Source organism: Frigidibacter sp., assembly GCF_030695035.1.
Classification (GTDB): domain Bacteria; phylum Pseudomonadota; class Alphaproteobacteria; order Rhodobacterales; family Rhodobacteraceae; genus Frigidibacter.
Genome location: NZ_JAUYTT010000005.1, coordinates 1 through 23348, shown reverse-complemented (window position 1 = coordinate 23348; position 23348 = coordinate 1). Strand labels below are relative to the sequence as shown.

Annotated in this window: 20 protein-coding genes and 1 tRNA gene; 12 read left to right on the top strand and 9 right to left on the bottom strand. The window is 65.9% G+C overall.

Translation table 11 applies throughout. The annotated features are described in order from the left end of the window. The first annotated feature begins 22 nt into the window (after positions 1-22). Genes galU through Q8S30_RS02095 form a run of 6 tightly spaced genes read left to right on the top strand, consistent with a single transcriptional unit; the run spans position 23 to position 7344 of the window. Positions 23-916: a UTP--glucose-1-phosphate uridylyltransferase GalU gene (gene galU / locus Q8S30_RS02120; protein WP_305664385.1), complete on the top strand. Its 894-nt coding sequence runs from the start codon at positions 23-25 to the stop codon at positions 914-916. 3 nt (positions 917-919) lie between these two features. Continuing rightward, positions 920-1906, top strand: a complete 987-nt coding sequence (gene galE, locus Q8S30_RS02115) for a UDP-glucose 4-epimerase GalE (protein ID WP_305664384.1) — start codon at positions 920-922, stop codon at positions 1904-1906. 6 nt (positions 1907-1912) lie between these two features. Continuing rightward, positions 1913-3154: a glycosyltransferase family 1 protein gene (locus Q8S30_RS02110; RefSeq protein ID WP_305664383.1), complete on the top strand. Its 1242-nt coding sequence runs from the start codon at positions 1913-1915 to the stop codon at positions 3152-3154. A gap of 45 nt (positions 3155-3199) precedes the next feature. After that, the gene (locus Q8S30_RS02105) at positions 3200-4210 is read left to right on the top strand and encodes a glycosyltransferase family 2 protein (RefSeq protein ID WP_305664749.1); all 1011 of its coding nucleotides are present in this window, start codon (positions 3200-3202) and stop codon (positions 4208-4210) included. Between the two features lie 10 nt (positions 4211-4220). Beyond that, a complete protein-coding gene (locus tag Q8S30_RS02100; protein ID WP_305664382.1) occupies positions 4221-5921 on the top strand; it encodes a beta-1,6-N-acetylglucosaminyltransferase in 1701 nt (566 codons plus the stop codon). Between the two features lie 13 nt (positions 5922-5934). Beyond that, positions 5935-7344, top strand: a complete 1410-nt coding sequence (locus Q8S30_RS02095; protein ID WP_305664381.1) for a sulfotransferase family 2 domain-containing protein — start codon at positions 5935-5937, stop codon at positions 7342-7344. A gap of 2 nt (positions 7345-7346) precedes the next feature. On the opposite strand, the gene Q8S30_RS02090 is transcribed toward Q8S30_RS02095, so the two are convergent. From Q8S30_RS02090 to Q8S30_RS02050, 9 genes are all read right to left on the bottom strand, one after another. Next, entirely contained in the window at positions 7347-7811 is a 465-nt protein-coding gene (locus tag Q8S30_RS02090; protein ID WP_161346629.1) for a PTS sugar transporter subunit IIA, read from the bottom strand. A 35-nt stretch (positions 7812-7846) separates the two neighbouring features. Next, positions 7847-8428, bottom strand: coding sequence for a ribosome hibernation-promoting factor, HPF/YfiA family (gene hpf / locus Q8S30_RS02085; RefSeq protein WP_305664380.1), 582 nt, complete (start codon positions 8426-8428; stop codon positions 7847-7849). A gap of 63 nt (positions 8429-8491) precedes the next feature. Next, positions 8492-9781 carry an RNA polymerase sigma-54 factor gene (locus tag Q8S30_RS02080; RefSeq protein WP_305664379.1) on the bottom strand — a complete coding sequence of 430 codons (1290 nt, stop codon included), beginning with the start codon at positions 9779-9781 and terminating at the stop codon, positions 8492-8494. 9 nt (positions 9782-9790) lie between these two features. After that, positions 9791-10552, bottom strand: coding sequence for an LPS export ABC transporter ATP-binding protein (gene lptB / locus Q8S30_RS02075; RefSeq protein ID WP_305664378.1), 762 nt, complete (start codon positions 10550-10552; stop codon positions 9791-9793). Further along, entirely contained in the window at positions 10552-11079 is a 528-nt protein-coding gene (gene lptA / locus Q8S30_RS02070) for a lipopolysaccharide transport periplasmic protein LptA (RefSeq protein ID WP_305664377.1), read from the bottom strand. The genes lptB and lptA overlap by 1 nt, the downstream gene beginning before the upstream one ends. 46 nt (positions 11080-11125) lie before the next feature. Continuing rightward, on the bottom strand, positions 11126-11725 hold the full coding sequence (gene lptC / locus Q8S30_RS02065; RefSeq protein ID WP_305664376.1) for an LPS export ABC transporter periplasmic protein LptC: 600 nt from the start codon (positions 11723-11725) through the stop codon (positions 11126-11128). Positions 11726-11728: 3 nt separating this feature from the next. Beyond that, complete coding sequence (locus Q8S30_RS02060; protein ID WP_305664375.1) at positions 11729-12694, bottom strand: SIS domain-containing protein; 966 nt, start codon at positions 12692-12694, stop codon at positions 11729-11731. Then, positions 12691-13308, bottom strand: coding sequence for a ribonuclease D (locus tag Q8S30_RS02055; RefSeq protein WP_305664374.1), 618 nt, complete (start codon positions 13306-13308; stop codon positions 12691-12693). Before Q8S30_RS02055 ends, Q8S30_RS02060 begins: the two co-directional genes overlap by 4 nt. Before the next feature lie 127 nt (positions 13309-13435). Next, positions 13436-13520, bottom strand: a tRNA-Leu gene (locus Q8S30_RS02050). A 182-nt stretch (positions 13521-13702) separates the two neighbouring features. Here Q8S30_RS02050 and Q8S30_RS02045 point away from each other — a divergent pair. The 6 genes from Q8S30_RS02045 (at position 13703) to gltB (ending at position 23084) form a co-directional block, all read left to right on the top strand. Then, entirely contained in the window at positions 13703-14686 is a 984-nt protein-coding gene (locus Q8S30_RS02045; RefSeq protein WP_305664373.1) for a complex I NDUFA9 subunit family protein, read from the top strand. A gap of 113 nt (positions 14687-14799) precedes the next feature. Then, the gene (locus Q8S30_RS02040) at positions 14800-15606 is read left to right on the top strand and encodes an undecaprenyl-diphosphate phosphatase (protein ID WP_305664372.1); all 807 of its coding nucleotides are present in this window, start codon (positions 14800-14802) and stop codon (positions 15604-15606) included. A gap of 160 nt (positions 15607-15766) precedes the next feature. Then, positions 15767-17206: an NAD(P)-dependent oxidoreductase gene (locus Q8S30_RS02035; protein ID WP_305664371.1), complete on the top strand. Its 1440-nt coding sequence runs from the start codon at positions 15767-15769 to the stop codon at positions 17204-17206. Between the two features lie 177 nt (positions 17207-17383). Continuing rightward, complete coding sequence (locus Q8S30_RS02030; RefSeq protein ID WP_305664370.1) at positions 17384-18109, top strand: hypothetical protein; 726 nt, start codon at positions 17384-17386, stop codon at positions 18107-18109. Then, on the top strand, positions 18102-18542 hold the full coding sequence (locus Q8S30_RS02025) for a GFA family protein (RefSeq protein WP_305664369.1): 441 nt from the start codon (positions 18102-18104) through the stop codon (positions 18540-18542). Before Q8S30_RS02030 ends, Q8S30_RS02025 begins: the two co-directional genes overlap by 8 nt. 3 nt (positions 18543-18545) lie before the next feature. Then, the gene (gltB, locus tag Q8S30_RS02020; protein WP_305664368.1) at positions 18546-23084 is read left to right on the top strand and encodes a glutamate synthase large subunit; all 4539 of its coding nucleotides are present in this window, start codon (positions 18546-18548) and stop codon (positions 23082-23084) included. Positions 23085-23348: the final 264 nt, after the last annotated feature.

Genomic DNA, 23348 nt, shown 5'->3' with positions numbered 1-23348 from the left:
ACCGGAACACAAGGTAGGCGATATGAAGCGCGAAGTCACGAAAGCCATTTTCCCGGTGGCCGGGCTCGGAACACGGTTCCTGCCCGCTACGAAATCGGTTCCCAAAGAGATCATGACCCTCGTCGACCGCCCGTTGATTCAGTACGCGATCGACGAAGCCCGGGCGGCAGGGATTGAAGAGTTCATTTTTGTTACTTCGCGGGGGAAATCCGCGCTCGAAGACTATTTCGACGTTGCACCGATCATCGAGGCCGACCTGCGGGCCAAGGGCAAGACGGAGCTTCTGGAAATCCTGAAGGCGACCGACATGGATTCGGGCGCCATCGCCTATGTGCGCCAGCAAAAAGCGCTTGGTCTCGGCCATGCCGTCTGGTGCGCCCGCCGCCTTCTGGGCGACGAGCCCTTTGCGGTGCTGCTGCCCGATGACGTGATCGCGGCGGAAAAGCCATGCCTTCAGCAGATGATGGAAGCCTATGCCGAGACCGGCGGCAACATGGTCGCCACGATGGAAGTGCCGATGGACAAGGTGTCGTCCTATGGCGTGCTCGATGTGGCGGAAGACATGGGCGCCATCGTCCGTGCCAAGGGCATGGTCGAGAAACCGAAGGCCGATGTTGCGCCCTCTAACCTTGCGGTGATCGGGCGCTACATCCTGACTCCGCGGGTGATGGACAATCTGCACGCCCGCAAGGTCGGTGCCGGAGGCGAGATTCAGCTGACCGATGCCATCGCGCAGGAGATCGTCAACAGCAATGACGTCTATGGCTTCCGCTTCCGCGGCCAGCGCTTTGACTGCGGCTCGAAAGCCGGCTTCCTGCAGGCGACGGTGGCCTTCGGTCTGGCGCGCGACGACCTGAACGAAGAGTTCTCGCAATACCTGGGCGAGATCGTGGCGATGCGGCAGGCGGCTGAATAAGGCATGGCGAAGCATGTTTTGGTGACTGGCGGTGCGGGCTATATCGGCTCGCATGCCTGCAAGGCGCTGAAGGCGGCGGGCTATGTGCCCGTCACTTTCGACAGCCTGGTGACCGGATGGGAACAGGCCGTGAAATTCGGCCCGTTCGAGCGGGGCGAACTTGCCGACCGCGCGAGGCTGGATGAAGTCTTTGCCAAATGGCAGCCGGTGGCGGTGATGCATTTCGCCGCGCTCAGCCAGGTTGGCGAGGCGATGAAGGAGCCGGGCAAATACTGGCGCGGTAACGTTTCCGCCTCGCTGACCCTGATCGAGGCGGCGGTGGCGGCCGGTTGCCTCGATTTCGTGTTCTCCTCGACCTGCGCCACTTACGGTGACCATGACGGGGTGATGCTGGACGAGGACACCCCGCAGACCCCGCTGAACAGCTATGGCGCCAGCAAGCGCGCCATCGAGGACATGCTGAAGGATTTCGGCGCGGCGCATGGCCTGCGGTCTGTCATTTTCCGCTATTTCAACGTGGCGGGCGCCGATCCCGAAACCGAGGTGGGCGAGTTCCACCAGCCCGAGACGCACCTCATCCCACTGATGCTGGACGCGATCGAGGGCAAGCGGGCGGCGCTGACGGTGTTTGGCACCGATTATCCCACGCCCGACGGCACCTGCATCCGCGACTATGTGCATGTGATGGATCTGGTGGACGCGCATGTTCTGGGCCTGCAGTGGCTGGAAGCCGGGAAAGGCAGCCGGGTGTTCTGCCTTGGCACCGGCCGCGGCTTTTCGGTGCGCGAGGTGATCGACCACTCCCGCGCCGTGACCAACCGCGAGGTGCCCATCGTGCTGGGGGACCGGCGGGCGGGCGATGCGGTGAAGCTGGTGTCGGGCAGCGAGCGGGCGATGGCCGAGCTTGGCTGGCAGCCGGCACGCTCCACGCTGGCGCAGATGATCGGCGATGCGTGGAAATGGCATCAGTCCGGGCATTATGACCGGTAGAGCCTGATGGCAGCAGCGCGGGGCAGGGTGCTGGATGTGACCCGGCTGGTCCTGCGCACTGGCCGGTCCACGCTGACCGGCATCGACCGGGTGGAGCGCGCATACCTGCGAGAGTTTCTGGACCGGCCAGAGCCGCTGTTCCTGCTGATGAAGCAGGGGCGGCGGCAATGGCTGTTGCCGCGTTCGGCGGGGAGTTTGCTGGAGGGGTGGCTGGCGGATCCCGCGCAGCTGGTGCCTCGGGTGCTGGTCGAACGGCTGATCGCACGGCGCGGGGCGCCTGCGCTGGCGGCGCGGCGGCTCAGGCGGATGGCGCTCGGCGGGGCGATGCCGGACGGGGTGGCGGCGCTGCTGGCGCGGCATCTGCCGATGGGAGGGTGGTATTTCAACACCGGGCATGTGAACGCGGGGGTGGAACTGCTGGCGGCGGTGCGCAGCGTGCCGGGGATGCAGGTCGCGGTGCTGGTGCATGACACGATCCCGCTGGATTTCCCGCAATTCTCGCGCCCCCATGCGGTGGAGGAGTTCGGCGCGCTGGTCGAGGCGGTGGTGCGCCATGCCGATCTGGTGATCTGCAATTCGGCGGCGACGCGGGATGATCTGGCCCGCCAAGCCCGCCGCCACGGCCCGCTGCCCGAGAGCATTGTTGCGCATCTGGGAACGGAGGTCGCCGCGCCGGACCCCGCCGCGTTGCCCGAAGGGCTGCCGCTGGACCGCCCGTATTTCCTCGCGCTTGGCACTTTGGAGCCGCGCAAGAACCACGCGCTGCTGCTGGATGTGTGGGATCACCTGCACGCGACCATGCCCGAAGACGAGGTGCCGCGGCTGTTTCTGGTCGGCCGGCGCGGCTGGCGGAACGAGGAATTGTTCGCCCGGCTGGACCTCTCGCCGCATCTGGGACGGACCATCCACAAGCTGCCGGGCCTGCCGGATGGCGCGGTCGCGGCGCTGATGGCGGGGGCAAGGGCGCTGCTGATGCCGAGCCTGGCCGAGGGCTATGGGCTGCCAGTGGCCGAGGCGGCGGCGATGGGAACCCCGGTGATTGCCGCGCCTTTGCCAGTTTATCTTGAGTTTGTGGGCGATTACCCGGTTTACGTAATGCAGGGTGATCTGTATTCTTGGTCGGCGAGGATACAAGAACAGTTGGGATCGGACGCGGCAGTCCAGGGTGCGATGCGGAGGTGTGTGCCGCAGCTCGCACTCAAGACGTGGGCGGGGCATTTTCATCACGTCTTAAGCAAGGCGTGCTAGCCCGAGGCCATAGGCTGGCGAACGATTTCCCGCGAAAGGGACGTGTTGGGGGCTTGGGCGACATACCGGCTGCGACTCGAGCGCAAGCGCAGGCTTTGGCGTGCCTTCCGGCGGCGCAGAGAGCTGAAGCCCGTCGCTGACCGCAGCAAGAAGATCCGCCGCAACGACATCCTGCTGTTCGCCACCCAGCGGAATGAGCGGCTGCGGCTGCCGTATTTCCTGCGCTACTACCGGGATCTGGGCGTCAATCATTTCTTCTTCGTGGACAATGGCTCGGACGATGGCAGCCGCGAATATCTGGCCGAGCAGAAGGACTGTTCGGTCTGGACGACGACGGCCAGCTACAAGCGATCCCGCTTCGGCGTCGATTGGCTGAACTGGCTGCAGATGCGCCATGGCCACGGGCACTGGACGCTGGTGGTCGATCCCGATGAGTTCTTCGTCTACCCGTTCTGCGATACCCGGCCGCTGAGCGCGCTGACCGACTGGCTTGACACGATGTCGATCCGGTCCTTCCCGGCGATGCTGCTGGACATGTATCCCAAGGGCCCGCTGGATGCGCAGCCCTACCGCGAGGGGCAGAACCCGATGGAGATTGCCTGCTGGTTTGACAGCGGCAACTACATGATCTCGCGCAACCCCACCTATGGCAATCTGTGGATCCAGGGCGGGCCGAGGGCGCGGACGATGTTTGCGGGGGATGCGCTGCACGCGCCGACGCTGAACAAGATCCCGCTGGTGAAGTGGCATCGCTCGTACTGCTATGTCAGTTCGACCCACAACCTGCTGCCGCGGGGGCTGAACCTGACCTATGATGAATGGGGCGGGGAAAAGGCCTCTGGTTGCCTGCTTCATGCTAAATTCCTGTCCACCTTGCCGGCCAAGGTCGAGGAAGAGCTGGAGCGGGGCGAGCATTACGCGGGCAGCCGCGAATACCGCGCCTATGCGGACGGGTTGAAGGAAAGCCCGGACCTGTGGTGCAAGTGGAGCGAGAAGTACATCAACTGGCGGCAACTGGAGATTCTGGGGCTGATGTCGAAGGGCAACTGGGCATGAGGGGCGGGCATTGACGGTCGGCTTTGTGATGCTGTGCCATACCGCGCTGGACCGCGCCGCGCAGGTTGCGCGGTTCTGGGCCGAGGGCGGCTGCCCGGTGGTAATCCATGTCGATGCGCGGGTGTCGCCGCATGACTTCGGCGCCTTCCGCCGGATGCTGGCCGATATCGAGACCGTCAGCTTTTCGCGCCGCTACAAATGCGAATGGGGCACCTGGTCACTGGTGGCGGCGACGCAGGCGGCATCGGAGCAGATGCTGGAGCGGCATGCGGATGTGCGGCATGTCTATCTGTCCTCCGGGTCGTGCCTGCCGCTGCGGCCGGTGCAGGAGCTGGTGGAATACCTCGACGCGCGGCCGAAGACCGATTTCATCGAGAGCGTCACGACATCGGATGTGGGCTGGACGGTTGGCGGGCTGAACACCGAGCGCTTTACCCTGCGCTTCCCGTTTTCGTGGAAGAAGCAGCGGGTCCTGTTCGACAAATATGTCGATCTGCAGCGGCGGGTGAAATACCGGCGCAGCGTTCCCAAGGGGCTGGTGCCGCATCTGGGCAGCCAGTGGTGGTGCCTGACGCGGCAGACGCTGTCCTGCATCCTGCAAGACCCGGACCGGGCGCTGCATGACCGCTATTTCCGGCGGGTGTGGATCCCGGATGAGAGTTACTTCCAAACGCTGACGCGGTCGTATTCCATCAACGTCGAAAGCCGGTCGCTGACCCTGTCGAAGTTCGATTTTCAGGGCAAGCCGCATATCTTCTATGACGATCACCTGCAGCTTCTGCGCCGGTCGGATTGCTTCATCGCGCGGAAGATCTGGCCCAAGGCGGACCGGCTGTATCGCACCTTCCTTGAAGGCAGCGCCGCCGGGCAGATGCGGGCCGAACCGCAGCCCGGCAAGATCGACCGGCTGTTTTCGAAGGCGGTGGAGCGGCGGACGCGCGGGCGGGCGGGCCTCTACATGCAGGCGCGCTTCCCGCGGCAGGATCATGAGAACGGCAAGACCAGCGCGCCCTATTCGGTGTTTCAGGGCTTTTCCGACCTCTTCGAGAATTTCGAGCTGTGGCTGACCAAGGCGGTTGGCGGCGGTCGGGCGCATGGGCATCTGTTCGCGCCGGGCCGGGTGGAGTTTGCCGGCGGCGAGACGGTGTTCAATGGCGCGCTGACCGATTCTGCCGCGCTGCGCGACTACAACCCGCGGGCCTTCCTGACCAACCTGATCTGGAACACGCGGGGCGAGCGGCAATGCTTCCAGTTCAGCCCGCGCGACAATCAGGCGATCAACTGGTTCACCGCCACCGATCCCAATGCGCAGATCAGCGTGATTTCCGGCGCCTGGTCGGTGCCGCTGTTCCGGTCGAACGCCAATTTCGCCGATATCCGGGCCGAGGCCGCACGGCTGCAGCGGATCGAGACCGAGCATCTGGAAATCCTGCGCTCGATGTATGTGAAGGCGCGGGTGCGCGTCTGGACCATGGCCGATTTCATCGAGAACCCGATGGAGCCGCTGCAGACCATCATCGACGAGATCAGCCCCCGTGCCACCCGCCGGCTGAGCGAGGCGCCGCGGATGGCGGACCTCACCGGCTTTGGCAGGTTCTTGCAGAACCTCAAGAATCAGGGGATGCAGCCCATGCTGATGGGCGAATTCCCCGTGGGCAGCGATCCGCGCAACGCCGCCCACCGCGGCCAGCGCCCCTATCTGGTGCAATGACCGGGAGCGCCCCATGAGCCGCCGTTTCGATATGTTCGTGATCTTCGCCGAAATGCGCACCGGCTCCAACCTGCTGGAAGCGAGTCTGAATGGCGTGCCGGGGGTGACCTGCCATGGCGAGGCGTTCAACCCGCACTTCATGGGGCACCCGAAGACCGACAGCCTGCTGGGGATTACTTTGGCCAAGCGGGCCGAGGATCCGGGCGCGCTGTTGGCGGCGATGCGGGCGGCGCCGGGGCTGAACGGCTTCCGGTTCTTTCATGACCACGATCCGCGGGTGCTGGACGCGGTGCTGGACGATCCGCGCTGCGCCAAGGTGATCCTGACCCGCAACCCGGTGGAAAGTTATGTCTCGCTGCAGATCGCGCGGCAGACCGGGCAGTGGAAGCTGGGCGATGCGCGGCATCAGAAAACCTCGCAGGTGCTGTTCGATGCCGGGGAGTTCACGGGCCATCTGGCGGGGCTGCAGGAGTTCCAGCTGCAGCTGCTGCGGGCGTTGCAGGTGGGCGGGCAGACGGCCTTCTATGTGGATTACGAGGATATCCAGGACGTTGCAGTGTTGAACGGCCTTGCGCGGTTCCTGGGCGCCGAGGGGGGCGTGCAGGGGCTGGCGACATCGCTGGTCAAGCAGAACCCCGAGCCGCTGGAGAGCAAGGTTGCGAATTTCGGGGCGATGGAGGCGGCGCTGGCGCAGCTGGACCGCTTCAACCTGACCCGCACCCCGAATTTTGAACCGCGGCGGGGGCCGGCAGTGCCGAGCTTCGTGGCGGCGGCGCGGGCACCGCTGCTGTTCATGCCGATCAAGGCCGGGCCGGTGGCGGCGGTGCGTGGTTGGCTGGCCGCGCTGGACGACGGGGCGCTGCAAGAGGAGTTTACCCAGAAGTCGCTGCGCCAGTGGCTGCGCGGCCATCCGGGGCACCGCAGCTTCACCGTGCTGCGCCACCCGGTGCCGCGGGCACATGCGGCGTTTTGCGAATACATCCTGAACGGCCAATATGCCGAGGTGCGCGAGGTGCTGCGCAAGACCTACAAGTTGCCGCTGCCCCCCGTGAACAAGGTGGCGAAGATGGACCTAGAGGCGCACCGGGCGGCCTTTGCCGGCTTCGCGCGGTTCCTGAAGGGCCATCTGGCGGGGCAGACTTCCGTGCGGATCGATGCGGCGTGGGCCAGCCAGGCGGCGGTGCTGCAGGGCTTTGCGCAGTTTGCCGTGCCGGACCTGATCGCGCGCGAGGAGCGGCTGGCGGAGGATCTGGGGCATATGGCGGAGGCTGTGGGGCGGGTTGCCCCGGTGCTGGCTGCGCCCGAAGCCCCCACAGCGCCCTTCGCGCTTGCCGAGGTGATGACCGAGGAAATCGAGGCGCTGTTGCGCGAGGCCTATCAGCGCGATTACGTCGCCTTTGGCTTCGGCGGCTGGCAACCCTGAGCTTAGGCCGCCTGAGTCCCCCGTACCTCTGTCAGCACCGCATGGAGGGTGGCCGGATCGCTGTTCGCCCGCAGCTTGGCGCAGGTCGAGGCGTCGCGCATGGTGCGCGAGACCAGCGCCAGCGCCTTCAGGTGATCGACGCCAGAGCTTTTGGGCGCGAAGAGCGCGAAGACCAGATCCACCGGCTGCCGGTCCACCGCGTCGAAATCCATTGGCTTGTCGAGCCGGATGAACACGCCCACCACCCGGTCGAGCCCATGCAGGCGCGCGTGGGGCAGCGCGACGCCATGGCCCACACCTGTTGGGCCAAGGCTTTCGCGTTCCTGCAGCGCATCGACGGTGTCGGCGGTCTGCAAGCCATAGACAGAATGGGCAATGTCGCCCAGATCCTGAAACAGGCGCTTCTTAGACGTGGCGTGGCCGAATGCCTTTACGGCATTCGGTTTCAGCAGTTGAGAAAGTTCCATCTGACCTGACTGTTCCACGCCCCGTCCTCGGGCGCCTATCTGCTGTGGGCTGGATCGATCCAGCCGATATTCCCGTCATCGCGGCGATGGACGACATTGACGCCGCCGCTCTTCTCGTTGCGGAACACCAGAAGCGGGGCATGCGACAGTTCCATCTGCATCACCGCCTCACCGACAGAGAGGGTGGGCACCTGCATCTCCATCTCGGCAATGATCATGGGCTGCAGCGAATCCGGCTCTGTTTCCTCGGTCTCTGTTCCGTCTGTTCCGGCGAGGATATACGAGGGCGCCCCGGCGAATTCAACCGGGTCCACCCGGTCGCGGTGGTGGTCCTTCAGGCGGCGTTTGTAGCGGCGCAGCTGCTTGTCCATCTTTTCGCGGCAGGCTTCGAAGGCAGGATAGATTTCAGAGGCACGGCCGGTGGCCGAGGCGGTCAGCCCGGTGGACAGGTGCACCGTGGCCTCGCAGATATGCTCATAGGCGGCGCGCGAGAACACAACGGTCGCATCGGTGGGGCGACCGGCATATTTCTCGAATGTTTCGCCCAGCTCGGATTTGACATGGGTTTGCAGGGCGTCGCCCACATCCATTCCCTTGCCACTGATCTGATAGCGCATGACTCCTCCTTCAGGTATGTGCACCGGACGATTCAGGTTGGCTCCTGAATGCTTTCGGCGCGGTTAGTATCCGGGCGGGTTCATGGCCGAACTGGCTGCTGGCCGGTCTTTGATGACCTTCCGGCGCCGACGCTCGAACGATGAAGCGATACGCATGCATGTCCGATATTTGGCGACAGTCCGGCGTGCGATGTCAACGCCCTCCTTTCTGAGTTGTGTGCAGATCGCGTCATCGGCAAGGGGGGCCTCCGGCGGCTCGGCGGCAATCAGCGCGCGGATGCGGCGCTGGATCTGGTGGGCAGAAACGGCGCCGTCCCGCCCGGGCAGGCCGTGTGAGAAGAAACCCTCGATGGGAAGCGTGCGGCCGAAGGCCGACAGCGCCTTGCCGGAAATGGCGCGGCCGAGGGTGGCGGGGTGCATCGAAAGCGCCGCCGCAGCCTCGGCCCGGGTCATCGGCAGCAGCGGCTGATCGCCGGCGGAGGCGAAATGGCGCGCCTGCTGGGTGACCAGATGCGTGCCGATGCGCAGCAGGGTGGCGCCGCGGGCGCGTAGCGCGGCGACGAGGAAGCCGGCTTCGGACTGCGCGCGGGCGAGGTCGGCGGAGGCGCCTGCCATGCGGGCCACGGTGACCGTCGGCAGCGCATCGGGGTTTAGGCGCACCAGCGGGCTGCCATCGGGGCCGGGTTCCACGATCAGCTCGGCCAGCAGCGGCAGGGTGGGGCCAGTATCCGGCAGCTCTGGCGCGGGGCGAAGGGTCGGCAGCAGCGCGGCGATGTGTGTCAGTTGGTCGGTTGGCAAGGCAAGCGCGCGGGACAAGCGCTGCCAGCGGGCTTCGGCAAAGTCTTCCAGATGGGCGCAGATGGCGCGGGCCAGCGCGGGCGCATAGCCCTGCGCCTGAAGTTGCAACGCCAGGCATTCGGGCAGGTCACGGGCGCCGATGCCGGGCGGGTCGCAGCCTTGCAGCGCGGCCAGAGCCTGTTCCAGCACATCCGGCGCGGCGCTGGTTTCGGCCGCGATCTCGTCCAGCGTGGCGTCGAGATAGCCGTCCTCGCGCAGTTCGGTGACCAGCATCAGCGCGGCGGCCCGTACCTCTGGCGCAAGGCGCTGGGTGGAGAGCTGGCCGTGCAGCGACTGGAACAGCGAGGGCTCGGCAGCGGGCACATCCAGCAGCCAATCCCCGCGGGAGGGGTTGGCAGGCTGGTGCTCGATGAACGGATTTTCGGCGGCGAGGCGGGCGACTTCCTCGTGCAGCTCCAGCGCGGGCAGCCGCAGGATCGCCAGCGATTGCCGCATCCCGGGCGTCAGCGCCAGCCGCTGGCGGGTCGAAAGCCGCAGGCCGGGCGTCACCGACATGGGCGGCCCTTACGAGATGCGGAAGCTTTGCCCCAGATAGACGCGGCGGACGTTTTCATCGCGGACCACCTCATCGGCGGTGCCGCTCATCAGCACCTTGCCGTCGTGCAAGATATACGCCCGGTCCACGATCTCCAGCGTTTCCCGCACGTTATGGTCGGTGATCAGCACGCCGATGCCGCGCGATTTCAGGTCATGCACGAGGCTGCGGATCTCGCCCACGGCAATCGGGTCGACCCCGGCGAAGGGCTCGTCCAGCAGCAGGTATTTCGGATCGGCGGCGAGGCAGCGGGCAATCTCCACCCGCCGCCGCTCACCGCCCGAGAGGGACAGGGCGGGGGCGCGGCGCAGGTGGGTGATGGAAAACTCGCTGAGCAGGTCTTCGAGCCGTTCGCGGCGCTTGTGGCTGTCGGAAATGCGGATCTCCAGCACGGCCAGGATGTTGTCCTCGACCGAGAGGCCGCGGAAGATGCTGACCTCTTGCGGCAGATAGCCGATGCCGAGCCGGGCGCGGCGATACATCGGCAGGCCGGTCACGTCGCGCCCGTCGATCGTCACCTGTCCGCCTTCGGGGGTGATCAGGCCGGCGATGTTGTAGAAACAGGTGGTCTTGCCCGACCCGTTCGGCCCCAGCAGCGCCACGACCTCGCCGCGCCGAAGCTCCAGCGAGACATCGCGGATCACCAGCCGACGCTTGTAGCTTTTGCGCAGGTTGACGACGCGCAGCCCGGCGCTGCCTTCGGAGACGGTAAGATCGGGCGCGGGGGCCATCAGTTGCCCCCACCCATGAGACCGCCGCCGCCCTGCAGGACGGTCTTCACGCGCCCGTCCATCCGGCTTGCGCCGCTGTTCAGATCGATGGTCAGCAACTGGCCGGCGATGGAGTTTCCGCCCTGGATCAGCAACACGTCGCCGGTCATGACCAGTTCGCCCGATTGCGGGGAATAGACGGCTTCGGCCGCCTCTGCAGCTTCGGTCGCCGTTGCAAGCGTCACGCCGCCGGTGGCAGTCATGCTGTCGATCGTGGTGGTGTCTGTGGCACCGGCCGGGTCGGTCGCATAGGTCACGCGCACCTCGGCGGCGGCAAGGCGCATGGTGCCCTGCACGATCAGCACATTGCCGGTGAAGACAGCGCTGCCCGCCGCCTGATCGACCTGCAGCGAATCCGCCGTCACCTCGACCGGGGCGCCGGTGTCTTGCTGCAGGCCCGAGACGGTGAGGTTGGTGCCCTGCCCCAGAGCGGGCAGTGCGGCAGCCAGGGCGAGCGAGGCCAGGGTCAGGCGGAGGGTCAGTGCCATGTCGCGACTCAATTCCTTGGCCCCGGTCGGGGCGTCAAATGGATGCTCATTTCTTGGGCTCATATACCAGCTTCACGCCGCCATTGAAAACCAAGACATAGTCACCGTCCTGCGAGGTCATCCGCATCGCGCCGGCATCGATTCGGCCCATGGGGGCAGTCGCCACCACTGCGCCGGGCGAGGTTAGTAGGGTCTGGTCCAGCGCTGCGGTCAGCGCGCCGGTGGTGATAGCATAGCCGCTGGAGGCGGCGATCTGCACATCACCCGTCAGCATCAGCAAGCCGGCGGCGGTGTCAAGCTGGCCATCGCTGGCAGCGATATCGGTCGTTATCCCATCGGGCGTCTCCAGCCTTGCGGTCAGCGCCGTGGCGCTGGCCTGACCGGCCCCGCCAACATCGGGCCGCGCGACTTCGGCGGTGACGCTGAGCGCGGCGCCGTCGAGCGTGACGCCGGAATAGCGCGGGGCGGTCAGGCGCGGCTCGCGGGCGAGCTCTTCGACATCCACCTCGGAATAGGGCAGCGCATCCTCGGGCGCGATGCCACGCGAGACCAGAAACATCGTCGACAGCAGCGCCAGCGCTGCCAATGGCAATATCACCTTTAGCCAGGCCACCAGCCGTGAGTGGATATTGTCATGGGCGGCCATGGCTCAGACGACCCCGGCGCGCAGGCAATCATGGATGTGCAGGATCCCCAGCGGGCGGCCATCCCCAACCGGGTCCACGGCGAACAGGCAGGTGATCTTGCGGTCGTTCATCACCGCGACGGCCTTTTCAGCCAGCGCGCCCGGGTCGATGGTGCGGGGGGCGGCGGTCATGACCTCGGCTGCAGTGCGGGACAAGAGCCCCTCCATATGCCGCCGAAGGTCACCGTCGGTGATGATGCCGGCGAGGCGCCCCGCGTCATCGGTCACGCCGACAACGCCGAACCCCTTCTGGCTGATCGCCAGCAGCGCATCGCCCATGGCCGTGTCCATCGCCACCAGCGGCATGTCGCGGTGCATGAGGTCGGCGACGCGGCTGAGCCGCGCGCCCAGCTTGCCGCCGGGGTGGTAGGTGCGGAAATCCTCGGGCGTGAACTGCCGATGCTCCATCAGCGCCACGGCCAGCGCATCGCCAAGCGCCAGCGTCATCGTGGTGGAGGTGGTGGGCACCACGCCGGTGCCGCAAGCCTCTTCCGCCTTGGGCAGCAGGATCGCCACATCAGATTGGCGCAGCAGGGTCGAGCCCTCGCGACTGGCCACCCCGATCAGCGGGATGGAAAAGCGGCGGGTATGGGCGATGATATCCGCCAGCTCGGGCGTCTCGCCGGAGTTAGAGAGGACCAGCGCCACATCCGCCGGCGTGACCATGCCCAGATCGCCGTGGCTCGCCTCGGCGGGGTGGACGAATTGCGCGGGCGTGCCGGTGCTGGCGAAGGTGGCGGCGATCTTGCGCCCGACATGGCCGGATTTGCCCATGCCCGACACGATCACCCTTCCGCGGGCCTTGAGGATGATCTCCACCGCCGCGGCGAAATTGTCATCCAGCGATGCGGTGAGCAAATCCAGCGCCCGCGCCTCGATCTCGATGACGCGGCGGCCGGTGTCCAGAAGGGTGGCGCGATCAGGTGTCATGAGTGGTTGAAGATGTCGACGGTTTCATCCCAGCCCAGCAGGTCGAGATGCGCCCGGGTCGGCAGGAAGTCGAAGCAGGCCTGCGCCAGTTCGGTGCGCCCCTCGCGTTCCAGCCGCGCCGAAAGCTCGTCCATCAGGCGGTGGAGGTAGAGAACGTCGGACGCCGCATATTCCTTCTGCGCGTCGGTCAGGTCGGCCGCGCCCCAGTCGGAGGTTTGCTGCTGCTTGGACACATCGACGCCGACCAGCTCCTGCAGCAGGTATTTCAGCCCGTGCCGGTCGGTGAAGGTGCGGATCATCCGCGAGGCGATCTTGGTGCACCACACCGGCGCGGTGACCACGCCGAAGGCTTGCTGCAGCGCCGCAATGTCGAAACGGCCGAAGTGGAACAGCTTCAGCACCGCCGGATCGGCCAGCATCCGCTGCAGATTGGGCGCGCTGGTCTGGCCGCGGGCGATCTGCACCAGATGCGCATCACCGTCGCCTGAGGACATCTGCACCAGGCAGAGCCGGTCGCGCCGGGGGTCGAGGCCCATGGTTTCGGTGTCGATGGCCACGATGGGGCCAAGGTCCAGCCCGTCGGGCAGGTCGTTCTTGTAGAAATGGATTGCCAATTGCCGGTCCGCCTTTTGGTTCGGCGTTGATATAGTCCTTTGGCGGGGCCGATGCTACTGCGGCTTGACGCTCGCGGCCGAAACGCAAAACGCCCCGAAGCGCGAGGCTTCGGAGCGTTTTGAACGATGGTGCCCAGGAGAGGACTCGAACCTCCACGCCTTGCGGCACACGGACCTGAACCGTGCGCGTCTACCAATTCCGCCACCTGGGCCGGTGTCGTGGAGCGGGGATTTACAGAGGGGCACCGGCACTGTCAACGGCCCATTTTGCGATTTTTTCCGGGGGCTTCGTCCGGGCCTTGCGGGGCTGGCTCCGGTGCGCTGCATTGCGCCTTGTCCGGTGCCGGTCTTGGCGCTAATCAGGAGCCATTCAAGGAACAAAGGGGTTTCGCCCATGTCCAGGCTGGTCACGATCTATGGCGGTTCGGGGTTTGTGGGGCGCTACATCGCCCGCAGGATGGCCAAGGAGGGCTGGCTGGTGCGCGTTGCCGTGCGCCGCCCGAACGAGGCGCTGTTCGTGAAGCCCTACGGCGCCGTCGGGCAGGTTGAGCCTGTGCTGTGCAACGTGCGCGACGATGCGTCGGTGCGCGCGGCGATGGCGGGGGCGGAGGCGGTGGTGAACTGCGTCGGCATCCTGGGGCGGCGCGGCAAGAACACTTTCGATGCGGTGCAGGCCGAAGGCGCCGCGCGGATCGCGCGGATCGCAACGGAGACCGGAGTGGCGCGGCTGGTGCAGATCTCTGCCATCGGGGCTGATGCCGGGTCGGGCAGCGAGTATGCGCGGACCAAGGCGGCGGGCGAGGCGGCGGTGCTGGAAGCGTTCCCGTCGGCGATGATCCTGCGCCCCTCGATCATTTTCGGGACCGAGGACCAATTCTTCAACCGCTTTGCAGGCATGACCCGCATGGGCCCGATCCTGCCGGTGGTGGGTGCGGACACGAAGTTCCAGCCTGTGTTCGTGGACGATGTGGCGCAGGCCGCGGTCAAGGGCGTGCTGGGGCAGGCGGCGCCGGGGATCTATGAGCTTGGCGGGCCGGATGTCTGCAGCTTCCGCGAGCTGATGGCGGCGATGCTGAAGGTGATCCATCGCCGGCGGCTGATCGTCAACGTGCCGTTCTTCGCGGCGCGGCTGATGGGCTGGGGCTTTGACCTGATGCAGACGCTCACCGGCGGGCTGGTGTCGAACACGGTGCTGACCCGCGATCAGGTGCGCAATCTGGCGGCCGACAATGTCGTGGCGCCGGGGGCCAGGGGGCTCGAGGACCTGGGGATCGCGCCGACGCCGTTCAGCGCGGTGCTGCCGGACTATCTGTGGCGCTTCCGCCCCTCGGGCCAATATGACGCGATCAAGGCCTCGGCCAAGAACCTGCGGGCGTGATCTTGCCGTCCCGCGCCCGGATGAGCGCGGGAGCGGGTCGACAAGCCGCCGGGCCTGCGTCATGCTGCGCCGCGGCGTAAAGCCACGGGACAGGACAGCAAGAGGCGGAACGGATGGACGGCAATACAACGCTGGTGGCGGGCTTTCTGGGCCTGCTGGAAGGGCTTACCGAGTTCATCCCGGTTTCCTCGACGGGGCACCTGCTGCTGGCAGGGCATTTTCTGGGCTTTGAAAGCGCGGGCAAGACCTTTGAGGTGGTGATCCAGCTGGGCGCCGTGCTGGCGGTGCTGGGGGTCTATTCAGCCCGGCTTTGGGCGGTTTTCTCTACTGCCGGGCATGATCCGCAGTCGCGGCGATTCATCCTGGCGGTCCTGCTGGCGTTTTTGCCGGCGGTGTTCATCGGCGTCATGGCGCATGGTTTCATCAAGGACGTGCTGTTCGAGACGCCGAAGCTGATTGCGATCATGTTGATTCTGGGCGGAATTGTGCTGCTGGTGGTGGACAGGCTGCCGCTGGTGGCCAAGCACCATGAGGCGGAGAAGTTTCCGCTGGGAATGGCTGTGGCCATCGGGTTCATCCAGTGTCTGGCGATGATTCCAGGGGTTTCGCGGTCGGGTGCGACCATCGTGGGCGCGCTGGCGCTGGGCGCGTCGAAGCGGGCGGCGGCGGAGTTTTCCTTCTTCCTGTCGATGCCGACGATGGCGGGCGCTTTCGCCTATGATCTGTTCAAGAACCGGGATGTGCTTGATTCTTCGGCAATGGGCGAGATCGCGGTGGGATTTGTCATGGCGTTCTTGTCGGCGATCCTCGTGGTGCGGTGGTTGCTGGGCTACGTTTCCAAGCACGGGTTCGCGCTGTTCGGCTGGTGGCGAATCATCGTCGGCGCGGTGGCTTTGACCGCTTTGCAGATGGGTTTCTGACCGATAGGTAAAAGGTGCTGACCCATTTTTGGGTCGGCAACGCCCCCAACGGGCCCCTGCACCGAAAAAATCGACATATTAGGTAAACCGTACTGACTTTTATTTTGGTTTGACCCATTGTAGCAATGCGCGACCCGCAGAAACCAGGGAGGCGCAGCCAGTGGCCAAGCAACGCATGCTCCAGTTCGTGACCGTCGGGCGCGAGACGCCCGAGAAGCGTGACGCCAGTGTCCGCGCACAGGATTTCAACGAGATTTACCGCGAGTTCGCGATTCCGAAGGCGGAAGAGCAGGCCGGGCGCTGCAGCCAGTGCGGCGTGCCCTATTGCCAGAGCCATTGCCCGCTGCACAACAACATCCCCGACTGGCTGCGGCTGACCGCCGAGGGCCGGTTGCAGGAAGCCTATGAGATTGCCCAGTCCACCAACACCTTCCCCGAGATCTGCGGCCGCATCTGCCCGCAGGACCGGCTGTGCGAAGGCAATTGCGTGATCGAGCAATCGGGGCATGGCACCGTGACCATCGGGTCTGTCGAGAAGTTCGTGACCGATACCGCCTGGGACATGGGCTGGGTCAAGCCGATCCGCCCGCATTCGGAACGCACCGAAAGCGTCGGCATCATCGGCGCCGGGCCGGGGGGGCTGGCGGCCGCCGACTTCCTGCGCCGCAAGGGGGTGCAGGTCACGATCTATGACCGTTATGACCGCGCGGGCGGGCTGATGACCTATGGCATCCCCGGCTTCAAGCTGGAGAAGGATGTGGTGATGAACCGCATCAAGCAGCTGGAAGATGGCGGCGTGCAATTCGTGCTGAACTGCACGGTGGGCGAGGATCTGAGCTTTGACGCGATCCGCGGCAAACATGATGCGGTGGTCATCGCCACCGGCGTCTACAAGACCCGCGATCTGATGGGCCCGGGTTCGGGTGCCGAGGGCATCGTGCGCGCCATCGACTATCTGACCGTGTCGAACCGCAAGAGCTTTGGCGATGAGGTCCCCGAGTATGACAGCGGCGAGCTGAATGCCGAGGGCAAGCGGGTCGTGGTCATCGGCGGCGGCGATACCGCGATGGACTGCGTGCGCACGGCGATCCGGCAGGGCGCGGTGTCGGTCAAGTGCCTGTATCGCCGTGACCGGGCCAACATGCCGGGCAGCCAGCGCGAGGTGGCCAATGCCGAGGAGGAGGGCGTGGAGTTCGTCTGGCTGGCGGCGCCGAAGGGCTTTACCGCCAGCGGCGCGGTCGAAGGCGTGATGGTGCAGCGGATGCGGCTGGGGGCGCCGGATGCGACTGGGCGCCAGAGCCCCGAGCTGATCGAGGGCGCGGATTACGTCGAGGAGGCCGATCTGGTCATCAAGGCGCTGGGGTTCGAGCCCGAGGATATTCCGGGCCTGTGGAACGTGCCGGAGCTGGAAGTGACCCGCTGGGGCACGATCAAGGCCGATTTCCGCACCCATGCGACCAGCCTGCCGGGCGTTTACGCGGTGGGCGACATCGTGCGCGGCGCCAGCCTTGTGGTCTGGGCGATCCGCGACGGGCGCGAGGCAGCGGAAGCGATCCTGACCTATCTGGGGCAGCCCGTGGCTGCGGTGGCGGCCGAATAGGTCGCGTTAACGGACGTTACCGGGCCGCAGAGTTGGCCCGGTGGGACCAGCCAGAAGTCATACAGAACCCATACATATGTTATATGTATAGCGGAACTGTCGGGAATAGGCTGACCAGATTTTACCTAGGTTAATGGGGCAGCAGGGCTGACCCGCAATCAGACAAGGGGGCGCGAGATGGCACGCAGATTGGCCGCAAGCCGGACTACCCTGACCGCCGCTTTGGCGGGGCTGATGCTGTGCGGCCCCGCTGCCGCGGCCACTTTCACCCCGCCGCAAAGCTGCACGCCGTTCATGTCGGTGCAGATGCGCGGCTGCCTTGTGGCGCATTACTTCACCTGCGCGGGTGACGCGCCGGGGGATCAATGGGACACGCTCTATGATGCCGACGGGCCGTTCTTCAGCGCCAAGGTGGATGCCGAGTTCCAGTGGATAGAAAGCTGGGAGTTTTCCCCGCCGCAGCGGACCGTGCTGGAGGAACCGTCGCGGGATGCGGCGTCGTTCTCGGGCCTGCTGTCGACGGGCGAGGATACCTATGATTTCTCCACCCTGTCCGAAGATGGCTACCGACGCAGCTATGTGGGCGTGGACCGGCTGACCGGAGAGCGCCAGACCATCGACGGGATCGAACTGGAGGTGACCGAGTTCGAGATCGAGGAAAAGACCGAGACCGGCGAGGTGGTCGCGCGGCGCTGGGGCAATCAGTATGTGCACCGCGACTGGCGGCTGTTCTTCTCGGGGCGCGAGACCTTCGAGAACCCCGATGGCCGGCTGCCGACCGACAACACGCCGGTGAGTTTCATCTTCCCGGGCGAGCCGGGATACCTGTCCACCGTGCCGCTGTTCGACTGTGACGAGCTGATGTCGCAGGCGGCCCCTGCGCAGGAGGTGGATCATGGCTGATATCCGCAGCGGACATTGCCTCTGCGGCGCGGTTGCCTTCGAGGTGACCGACCCGGCCCATGAACTGGGCGCCTGCCATTGCAGCATGTGCCGGCGCTGGACGGGGCTTGCCACCTTGTCGCTGGGCGTTCCGGCCGATGCGCTGAATATCCTCAGCGGTAGGGAGGCGATCCGCGCCTATCCCTCGTCGGACTGGGCCGAGCGCGCGTTCTGCGGCACCTGCGGCTCACCCCTGTGGTACCGGCTGACCACCGAGGGCGATGCGGCAGAATATTACCTTGCCGCCGGATTGCTGGACGATCTGTCCGGAATGCGGCTGGAGCATGAGATCTATATCGACCGGAAACCGGACGCCTATGCCTTTGCCGGCCCGACCCATCAGATGACCGAGGCAGAGTTCCTTGCCTCGCTTCCGCCCAACCCAGAGGAGTAGACCATGACCGAGTACAATGAAGCCTGGGTGCGCGAAGAAGAGACCAAGCGCAAATGGATGGCCGAGAACAGCCTGTACCGCGAGGAGGATGAACATGCGTCCTGCGGGGTGGGTCTGGTCGTGTCCATCGACGGGGTTCCCAGTCGCAAGGTGGTGCAGAACGGCATCGATGCGCTGAAGGCGGTCTGGCACCGGGGCGCGGTGGATGCCGATGGCAAGACCGGCGACGGCGCGGGCATCCATGTGCAGATCCCGGTGCGGTTCTTCTATGACCAGGTGCGGCGCACCGGGCATGAGCCCGACATGCAAAAGCTGATCGCGGTGGGGCAAGTGTTCCTGCCGCGCACCGACTTTGGCGCGCAGGAGCGCTGCCGGACCATCGTGGAAACCGAAGTGCTGCGGATGGGCCATTACATCTATGGCTGGCGGCATGTGCCGGTGAACACCGATGTTCTGGGCGAGAAGGCCAATGCGACGCGGCCCGAGATCGAGCAGATCCTGATCCGCTGCGAGAAGGACATCGACGACGAGACCTTCGAGCGCGAGCTGTATGTGATCCGCCGGCGGATCGAGAAGGCGGCGGTGGCGGCGCAGATTGCGGGCCTCTACCTGTGCAGCCTGTCGTGCCGCAGCATCATCTACAAGGGCATGATGCTGGCCGAGGCCGTCAGCGTCTTCTACCCCGACCTGCAGGATGAGCGGTTCGAGAGCGCCTTTGCGATCTATCACCAGCGCTATTCGACCAACACCTTCCCGCAATGGTGGCTGGCGCAGCCGTTCCGGATGCTGGCCCATAACGGCGAGATCAACACGCTGAAGGGCAACCTCAACTGGATGCGCAGCCATGAGATCCGCATGGCCAGCAGCGCGTTCGGCGAGGCGGCGGAGGATATCAAGCCGATCGTGCCGGCGGGGTCTTCGGACTCCGCCGCACTGGATGCTGTGTTCGAGGTGATGGTGCGGTCGGGCCGGTCGGCGCCGATGACCAAGACGATGCTGGTGCCGGAAGCCTGGAGCAAGACCACGGGCGAGATGCCGAAGGCCTGGCAGGACATGTATGCCTATTGCAACGCGGTGATGGAGCCTTGGGACGGGCCGGCCGCGCTGGCGATGACCGATGGCCGCTGGGTCTGCGGCGGGCTGGACCGGAACGGGCTGCGCCCCTTGCGCTATGTGGTGACGGGCGACGGGCTGCTGATCGCGGGATCGGAGGCCGGGATGGTGCCGGTCGACGAGACTCGGGTGAAGGAAAAGGGCGCGCTGGGGCCTGGGCAGATGATCGCCGTGGATATGAAGGGCGGCAAGCTGTACCATGACCGCGAGATCAAGGACCGTCTGGCGGGCAGCCAGCCCTTTGGCGACTGGATCGAGAAGGTCGTGGACCTGAACGCCCATCTGCGCCACATCCCCGAGACCCATCTGTTCGAGGGGGCCGAACTGCGCAAGCGCCAGATCGCCGCCGGCTATACGCTGGAAGAGCTGGAGCAGGTGCTGGCCCCGATGGCCGAGGACGGCAAGGAGATGATCGCCAGCATGGGCGACGATACGCCGGCGGCGGTGCTGTCCAGCGTCTATCGCCCGCTGTCGCATTTCTTCCGGCAGAACTTCAGCCAGGTGACGAACCCGCCCATCGACAGCCTGCGCGAAAGCCGGGTGATGAGCCTGAAGACGCGCTTTGGCAACCTGAAGAACGTGCTGGACGAAAACTCCAGCCAGACCGAGATTCTGGTGCTCGAAAGCCCGTTCATCGCCAATGCCGAATTTGACGAGATGGTGCGCCAATTCGCGGCCGGGGTTGCCTTCATCGACTGCACCTTTGCCAAGGGCGAGGGGCAGGATGCGCTGCGCAACGGGCTGGAGCGGATCCGGGCCGAGGCGGAAGATGCGGTTCGCTCCGGCGCAGGGCATCTGGTGCTGACCGACCAGCATCAGAGCGAGGCCCGCGTGGCCATGCCGATGATCCTGGCGACCAGCGCGGTGCACAGCTGGCTGACGCGCAAGGGGCTGCGGACCTTCTGTTCCGTCAATGTTCGTTCGGCCGAGTGCATCGACCCGCATTACTTTGCGGTGCTGATCGGCTGCGGCGCGACCACGGTGAACGCCTACCTTGCGCAGGACAGCATCGCCGACCGCCTGAGCCGCGGGCTGCTGGAGGGCAGCCTTGTGGATGCCACGCGACGCTTCCGCGACGCGGTGGATGCCGGGCTGCTGAAGATCATGGCGAAGATGGGCATCTCGGTCATCTCGTCCTATCGCGGCGGGCTGAACTTCGAGGCGGTGGGGCTGAGCCGTGCCATCGTGGCCGAGTATTTCCCCGGGATGCACAGCCGGATTTCCGGCATCGGCCTGCATGGCATCCAGCACAAGGCCGAGGAGGTCCATGCCAAGGGCTGGCTCGGCGGCGCGGATGTGATGCCGGTGGGCGGCTTCTACAAGGCACGCCGGTCGGGCGAGAAGCACGCCTGGGAAGCGCAGACGATGCATATGCTGCAATCGGCCTGCGACCGGGCCAGCTATGACCTGTGGAAGCAGTATTCGGCCGCGATGCGGGCGAACCCGCCGATCCATCTGCGCGACCTTCTGGACATCAAGCCGCTGGCGAAGGCGGTGCCGATCGAAGAGGTGGAGAGCATCACGTCGATCCGCAAGCGGTTCGTGACGCCGGGGATGAGCCTTGGCGCGTTGGGGCCCGAGGCGCACAAGACGCTGAACGTGGCGATGAACCGGATCGGGGCGAAGTCCGACTCTGGCGAGGGCGGCGAGGATCCGGCGCATTTCGTGCCGGAGCCGAATGGCGACAACCCGAGCGCCAAGATCAAGCAGGTTGCCTCGGGCCGGTTCGGCGTGACGGCGGAATACCTGAATGCCTGCGAAGAGCTGGAGATCAAGGTTGCGCAGGGCGCCAAGCCCGGCGAGGGCGGCCAGCTGCCGGGGATGAAGGTCACTTCGCTGATCGCGCGGCTGCGCCATTCGACACCGGGGGTGACGCTGATCAGCCCGCCGCCGCACCACGACATCTACTCCATCGAAGACCTTGCGCAGCTGATCTATGACCTCAAGCAGATCAACCCGCGCGCCAAGGTGACGGTGAAGCTGGTGTCTTCGTCGGGCGTCGGCACGATTGCGGCGGGGGTGGCGAAGGCCAAGGCCGACGTGATCCTGATCTCGGGCCATAATGGCGGCACCGGGGCCTCTCCGGGCACCAGCATCAAATATGCCGGTCTGCCGTGGGAAATGGGCCTGACCGAGGCGCATCAGGTTCTGGCGATGAACCGGCTGCGCGAGCGGATCACGCTGCGCACCGATGGCGGGCTGCGCACCGGGCGCGACGTGGTGATCGCGGCGATGATGGGGGCCGAGGAATATGGCATCGGCACCGCGGCGCTGATCGCCATGGGCTGCATCATGGTGCGCCAGTGCCAGAGCAACACCTGCCCGGTCGGCGTGTGCACGCAGGACGAGGCGCTGCGCGCCAAGTTCACCGGCACGGCCGACAAGGTGGTGAACCTGATCACCTTCTACGCGCAGGAGGTACGCGAGATCCTGGCAAGCATCGGGGCGCGCAGCCTCGATGAGGTGATCGGGCGCGCGGATCTGCTGACGCAGGTCAGCCGCGGCGCGGCGCATCTGGATGACCTTGACCTGAACCCGCTGCTGATCACCGTCGATGGCTGGGACAAGATCGTCTATGACCGCAGCAAGCCGCGGAACTTCGTGCCCGACACGCTGGACGCGGAAATCGTCAAGGACGGTGCGCGGTTCTTCGAGGACGGCGAGAAGATGCAGCTGTCCTATGCGGTGCGCAACACGCACCGGACCATCGGCACAAGGGCGTCGAGCCACATCGTGCAGAACTTCGGGATGCGCAACGCGCTGCAGCCCGATCATCTGACGGTGAAGCTGTCGGGCAGCTGCGGGCAGTCCTTGGGGGCGTTCGCGGCGCCGGGGCTGAAGATCGAGGTGATGGGCGATGCCAACGACTATGTCGGCAAGGGCCTGTCGGGCGGTACCATCGTGGTGCGCCCGCAGATGTCCTCGCCGCTGGTGGCGTCCGAGAACACCATCATCGGGAACACGGTTCTGTACGGTGCGACCGATGGCTACCTGTTCGCCGCGGGGCGGGCGGGGGAGCGGTTCGCGGTGCGCAACTCGGGCGCGAAGGTGGTGATCGAGGGCTGCGGCACCAACGGCTGCGAGTACATGACCGGCGGTGTGGCGGTGATCCTGGGGAGCATCGGCGCGAACTTTGGCGCGGGGATGACCGGCGGCATGGCCTATGTGCATGATCCGCACGGGGTGGCCGAGGACATGATGAACCTCGAAAGCCTGGTGACCTGCGCCGTCAGCCACCCGCATTGGGAGGGGCAGCTGAAGGGGCTGGTGGAGCGGCATGCCAAGGAAACCGGCAGCCTGAAGGCACTGGCGATCCTGACCAACTGGGCCGAGGAGCGGGCGAATTTCGTGCAGATCTGCCCGCGCGAGATGCTGGCGCGCTTGCCGCACCCGCTGTCGGACGAGCTGCAGGCGATGCCGGCGGAGTGAGTGTGCGGGGGTGACGGGAGGGGCCCTGCCGGGGACGGCGGGGCCTTTGCCTTCGCACCCGTCTCCTTGGCGAAGGCCATCGCCTTCGCCACGCGGTCCATGTGCATCTTGCACCGGACGGGCCCCCAACGGGCCCGGCCAGCGCCCGCCCCGCCCCCGGCGGGCGCTGTCCTCATCCGGTCTCTCGCTGTGGGGGCACCGGGTGACATGTCCCGCACGGGCGGGGCGAGGCAGTGCCTCGCCTTTTTCCGCCCGAACTAAGCG

Bases quoted from the DNA above. Each gene is read 5' to 3' on its own strand.
- Q8S30_RS02025 (WP_305664369.1), top strand. From the start codon at position 18,102: ATGGCTGATATCCGCAGCGGACATTGCCTCTGCGGCGCGGTTGCCTTC.
- gltB (WP_305664368.1), top strand. From the start codon at position 18,546: ATGACCGAGTACAATGAAGCCTGGGTGCGCGAAGAAGAGACCAAGCGC.
- galE (WP_305664384.1), top strand. From the start codon at position 920: ATGGCGAAGCATGTTTTGGTGACTGGCGGTGCGGGCTATATCGGCTCG.
- Q8S30_RS02045 (WP_305664373.1), top strand. From the start codon at position 13,703: ATGTCCAGGCTGGTCACGATCTATGGCGGTTCGGGGTTTGTGGGGCGC.
- Q8S30_RS02060 (WP_305664375.1), bottom strand. From the start codon at position 12,694: ATGACACCTGATCGCGCCACCCTTCTGGACACCGGCCGCCGCGTCATC.
- Q8S30_RS02040 (WP_305664372.1), top strand. From the start codon at position 14,800: ATGGACGGCAATACAACGCTGGTGGCGGGCTTTCTGGGCCTGCTGGAA.
- lptB (WP_305664378.1), bottom strand. From the start codon at position 10,552: ATGGCCCCCGCGCCCGATCTTACCGTCTCCGAAGGCAGCGCCGGGCTG.
- Q8S30_RS02110 (WP_305664383.1), top strand. From the start codon at position 1,913: ATGGCAGCAGCGCGGGGCAGGGTGCTGGATGTGACCCGGCTGGTCCTG.
- lptC (WP_305664376.1), bottom strand. From the start codon at position 11,725: ATGGCCGCCCATGACAATATCCACTCACGGCTGGTGGCCTGGCTAAAG.
- Q8S30_RS02030 (WP_305664370.1), top strand. From the start codon at position 17,384: ATGGCACGCAGATTGGCCGCAAGCCGGACTACCCTGACCGCCGCTTTG.
- lptA (WP_305664377.1), bottom strand. From the start codon at position 11,079: ATGGCACTGACCCTCCGCCTGACCCTGGCCTCGCTCGCCCTGGCTGCC.
- Q8S30_RS02080 (WP_305664379.1), bottom strand. From the start codon at position 9,781: ATGTCGGTGACGCCCGGCCTGCGGCTTTCGACCCGCCAGCGGCTGGCG.
- galU (WP_305664385.1), top strand. From the start codon at position 23: ATGAAGCGCGAAGTCACGAAAGCCATTTTCCCGGTGGCCGGGCTCGGA.
- hpf (WP_305664380.1), bottom strand. From the start codon at position 8,428: ATGCGCTATCAGATCAGTGGCAAGGGAATGGATGTGGGCGACGCCCTG.
- Q8S30_RS02090 (WP_161346629.1), bottom strand. From the start codon at position 7,811: ATGGAACTTTCTCAACTGCTGAAACCGAATGCCGTAAAGGCATTCGGC.
- Q8S30_RS02095 (WP_305664381.1), top strand. From the start codon at position 5,935: ATGAGCCGCCGTTTCGATATGTTCGTGATCTTCGCCGAAATGCGCACC.